Source organism: Mucilaginibacter sp. P4_E8 (genome assembly GCF_056401495.1).
Genome location: NZ_JBFUJG010000227.1, coordinates 1 through 5,200, shown reverse-complemented (window position 1 = coordinate 5,200; position 5,200 = coordinate 1). Strand labels below are relative to the sequence as shown.

4 protein-coding genes are annotated in these 5,200 nt (G+C 43.5%); all 4 read left to right on the top strand.

Annotated features, from left to right (window positions below; translation table 11 throughout):
- The first annotated feature begins 73 nt into the window (after nt 1-73).
- Nucleotides 74-634: an elongation factor P gene (gene efp, locus AC1DRQ_RS29270; protein ID WP_429397358.1), complete on the top strand. Its 561-nt coding sequence runs from the start codon at nt 74-76 to the stop codon at nt 632-634.
- Nucleotides 635-637: 3 nt separating this feature from the next.
- On the top strand, nt 638-892 hold the full coding sequence (locus AC1DRQ_RS29265) for a hypothetical protein (protein WP_429397357.1): 255 nt from the start codon (nt 638-640) through the stop codon (nt 890-892).
- A gap of 310 nt (nt 893-1,202) precedes the next feature.
- Complete coding sequence (locus AC1DRQ_RS29260) at nt 1,203-2,489, top strand: esterase-like activity of phytase family protein (protein ID WP_477429319.1); 1,287 nt, start codon at nt 1,203-1,205, stop codon at nt 2,487-2,489.
- Between the two features lie 191 nt (nt 2,490-2,680).
- On the top strand, nt 2,681-5,200 hold a 2,520-nt coding region (locus tag AC1DRQ_RS29255; RefSeq protein ID WP_477429317.1), incomplete at its 3' end, for a ligand-binding sensor domain-containing protein.

Genomic DNA, 5,200 nt, shown 5'->3' with positions numbered 1-5,200 from the left:
ATTCGGTATTGATTTAAGAAGGTTTACCATAACTTCACATATCTTTGGACTCAAAATTTACAAACATATCTTCATGGCAAAGGCATCTGAAATTAAAGTAGGTAATATATTACGTTATAACGGCGAACTGGTAACCGTTACAGAAGTTCTACATCGTACACCAGGTAAAGGAGGGGCTTTCTATTTAGATAAGTTTCGTAATATTAAAACCGGAAAAATTGTGGAGGCACGTTTGGCCACTGACGAACAGGTTGAAATTTGCCGGGTAGAAACTAATGATTTCCAATATCTGTACGAAGAAGGTGATTTCATGGTAATCATGGATAACGTCACTTTTGATCAGTTTAATATTCCAAAATCGTTATTCGGCCCGTCAGCAAAATTTCTAAAAGAAGGAATGAACGTCATAGTTTCCTTTGAAAGTGAAGAGCCCATTATGGCGCAGGCACCTAACAGCGTAGAATTAGAAATTACTTATGCAGAGCCGGCCGTTAAGGGCGATACTTCTTCGGGCGCACTAAAATATGCTACAACAGAGAATGGCATAGAAATAAAAGTACCACTTTTTGTGAACCAGGGCGATAAGGTAAAAGTAGATACACGCACCGGCGAGTATCTTGAGCGTGTGAAATAAGATATGATGGAATCAAAGTTATTTTCTTATAAGGTTGATGGCATTGTGCTTGAACCAATAAATGACAGTCTGAAAGTCAGTCCTGTTTTTGACAGGAAGGAACTGGTAGAAAAGGTGAAGGAAATTTTAAAAGAAGATAATTTTACGCTTGATGAACGGTCAATAGAATACAAAATTGAAGACGGTCAGCTTTATCTTCAAGGCCTGGCTGTAAAACATCCGGAATCAAAATCAATTGGATTTAGGATAAATAACTAATTGTTTCAGTACAGGCTCTATGTATAGAATCTGTACTGAAATAATAGACCATCAGCCTACCTGCTTATCAATGAAAATAGTGTCTGTTTACTCAAACAGCGTATTATTTTTACGAGCATAATCTACAATATGCAATGGTTGTGAGCCGGATATGGTTTCAACCAGATTATTTGTACTGGAAAATACACCGTTACGGCAATCCCGGGCACCCATGGGAAATACAGCTGCTAAATATTTGTTTTTAAGTTAACAATGAATTCACACACAAAGGATTCCTTTGAGCAAATACTAACCTATCATTAGATCCACTATGAAAAAAATCTTACTCCCCGTTCTTGCATTTACCATAGCCGCCGCAACAGGCTGCAAAAAAGATCACCAAATCACCAAAATCACTTATCCGGATATGGCAGAAGTTGCCGATCCGCCGGTTTTGTTCACCACTGCCGCCGGTGTAAAAGTGTACAACGGCGGCTTTGGTTCGGCCGTGGCAGCTGATCTAAGGGATCCGTCGGTATTTTATATGCTGACTGACCGCGGTTCAAATGTTGCGGGTCAGGCTGCTAATTCCATCATTATCGGCAAGCCCGATTTCGATCCGCAGATCGGAAAATTCAGGTTAAAAGACGGTAAACTGATACAGGAACAGGTGATTTATCTAAAAAATGCATCCGGTGATAAACTGAATGGCTTACCTAACCCGGCGGGTATGGGCGCTTCCGGCGAGACTGCCTACGACCTGAATGGCGCGGTAATTGCCCCCAGCGCTGACGGTATCGATTCAGAAGGCCTGGTATTAGCTGCCGATGGCACCTTTTGGATAAGTGACGAGTATGGGCCGCACATCGTCCACTTTGACGCGACAGGTAAAACCATTGAGCGAATTAACCCATTCGGCACCGGTACTGGCGGCCGTAAGATACCTGCAGTATTCGCTAATCGCAGAGCAAACCGTGGTATGGAAGGTTTGGCTATCACTCCTGATGGAAAAACACTCGTGGGCATGATGCAATCGCCGATGTATAACCCAACGAAAGCCTCCGTAGCCAACTCCGTGGTCTTGCGCATCCTGACTTTTGATATTGCCAGCGGCGCAACCAAGCAATACGCTTACCTGATGGACAATGTTACGCTCACCGGCGTAAGTGATATTGTAGCGGTGAACGCGACAACCTTCTTAACCATTGAAAGGGACGCCCTTTTCGGTGGCGCGGCAACTAATCCTGCTACATTTAAAAAAGTATTTAAAATTGACCTGAGCGCGGCTACAGATATTTCGGATGCAGCTAATAGCGCTACCGGTAAATTATTCAGCGGTAAAACTGTTGAAGAACTGAATAACGCCGCCGGCCTGCAGGCTGCGGGTATCACCCCCGTGACCAAGACACCGGTGTTGGATTTATTGAAGGACCTGCCTGCTGTTTACCCGCATGATAAAGCGGAAGGTTTGGCCTTATTACCGGGTAATATACTGGTAATTTCTAATGACGATGATTTCGGGGTGATAGATAACGGGAACAGTGGTTTCGCGGCAAAAATTTTGCCATTAACAAATCAGGTGGACCGTAACCGCCTGTATTTTGTAAAATTGAAATAACAAACTATAGAACAAAAGGAAAGGCCGCTCAATGAGCAGGCCTTTTCTTTTTAGCGAATAATGCATCTGAAAGCGCAAACGGTGATTGAAGCTAATAAACCAGGGGTTAAAACTCCAAAGAAAGCCGATACCTATTTAAACTTTTAAAACAAATTCACGTATAACATAATTCTGAAGGAGAATGTGTTATAATGAAATTTTATAGACTGGGGCTACTTTTTACGTTCATGATCATTGGTTGGTCTATACCGGCACTTTCTCAGCCATTCAGGCTTAACATAACTTCGCTCTCCAGTTCAAATGGCCTTTCGCAAAATACAATTTTAAGCATTTTTAAGGACCAGTATGGCTTTATGTGGTTCGGAACGCAGGACGGCCTCAACAAATTCGATGGATTTACCTTTACAGTTTATAAACATTTAAGCTCAAAACCAAGTAGCCTGCCGGCCAACACCGTCAATGCCATTAGCGATGACGGGAACGGAAATATGTGGGTCGGCACCCGGGTTGGAGGTCTCAGCCGCTACAACCGGTCAAAAGACGCTTTTACCAACTTCAAAAATGATCCGAAGAACCCCTATTCGATCAGCAACGACAATATTAATGTAATTTATAGCGATAAAAGCTCAAATCTGTGGATAGGGACAGAAAACGGGCTAAACTGTTATGATAAAAAGACTGGCAGGTTCAGCCATTATTTTCATGACCCCAAAGCCCCGGGAAGTTTGGGTAATTCCAACATCATTACGATTTACGAAGATACACATCATCGGCTGTGGATAGGTACAGCCGGCGGTTTGAACCTGTTTGACAGGGCAACCGGGAAATGCTCGCGGATTGATGACCGGAATAACCCTGAATATAAATCCGAAATGGTTTTTGCAATAACTGAGGATGAGCAGCAGGGTATTTGGATCGGCACAAATAAAGGATTAAAGCTGGTGGATAAGGGGACGAATAGCCTGCGGTCTTATCAGATCGACCGTGACCGGAATTCCGATGGTGGCTTTAACCCGGTTTACAGCATAGCGAAAACGCAGGGAAACCGTTTTTGGATAGGCTCTAATACAACGCTGCAGCTATTTGACGCCGCGCAGAGAAAAGTCATCCCGATTACCGATAAGACGGATAGTGAAAGCCGGCTTCCCAATGATGGAATCTATTCTTTATTGGAAGACAAATCCGGCATTTTATGGATCGGTACCTCGAGTGAGGGCGTCTCTAAATTCGATAAAAATGTCGCGATCTTTCCGGCTTATAAGACTTCGTTAACGAACACGCCGGCAGCAAAGAACATCGTAAGGGGAATGGCGGAGGATAAAACCGGGAACCTTTACCTGGCTACCGATGTAGGACTTGAATATTTCATACGCTCCAGCAACACTTATGTCTCCTACCGGCATGATCCAAAAAACAAGAACAGCCTTATCAGTAATTATACATCGGCGGTACTGGTCGGCAGGAAAGATGGAGCCGTTTGGATCGGCACCTATTTAAACGGCCTGGACCGCTTTGACCCCAAGACCGGAAATTTCAGGCATTACAAAAAAGGAAATGACCCAGGCGACCTCAGCAGCAATATGATATACGCGTTGCTCGAGGACCGGGCTGGCGGGATATGGATAGGTACCGACCAGGGAGGATTGGATAGATTTGACCCTGCTACCGGAGCCTTTACAAAATATTTGCAAAACCCCAAAAAACCAAATGGCATCTGTGATAACTCTATTCATGCGCTCCTGCAGGATAAAAATGATAATATCTGGATAGGTGGCTATTCCAATGGCATTAGCATTTTCAATCCGGCTACTAAAAGTTTTTCGCAGCTGAACATCGGCAACAGCAACCTCAACAGCAACGTGATCAGTGCCTTTTATGAAGATAAAAAGAACAATATATGGATAGGTACCGGGGAAGGCGGATTAAACATTTTTAACAGCCATAACCATAAGATCACGGCCTTTACAGAACAAAATGGATTGATCAATAATACGGTTAATTATATCACACAAGATGCGGGCGGATATATCTGGGTGACCACATTGAAAGGTATTACCCGCTTAGACGCAGCAGGAAAGCAATTCAAAAACTACAGTCATAACAATGGAATGAAAAGCCTTGAGTTCAATCTTGGCTGCGGGGTGCGATTAAAGAGCGGCGAAATTGCTGCCGGCAGTATCAATGGGTTCAACATCATTGATCCGGAAAGGCTTTATCATAACCATAACAAACCACCGGTCGTGATTACCGGGTTTGCGCTTTTCAATAAGACGATTGTTGCTGGTGGTCTCAATTCGCCGTTAAAACAGAATATAGAAACGACAAAGGAGCTCGCCTTAACCTATTTGCAATCTGTTTTTACTATCACATATGCGGCTCTCGATTATTCTATCCCCGAAGAGAACCAATACGCGTATAAACTGGAGGGCTTCGACAATGAATGGCGCTTCGTGGGCAACCATCGTAATGCCACCTACACGAACTTAAATCCCGGGACCTATTTTTTTAAAATAAAAGCGGCCAATAACGATGATGTTTGGAATGAAAATGTTACTACACTAAAAATCACTATTATTCCGCCTTACTGGATGACCTGGTGGTTCCGGACCATAGGGGTATTGCTGATTGGCGGCGGGGCATTCGCATTTTACTTTTACCGAATAAATTTTGTAAAAAGGCAAAAAGCCGAGTTGGAAAGCCAGGTGGAAGCC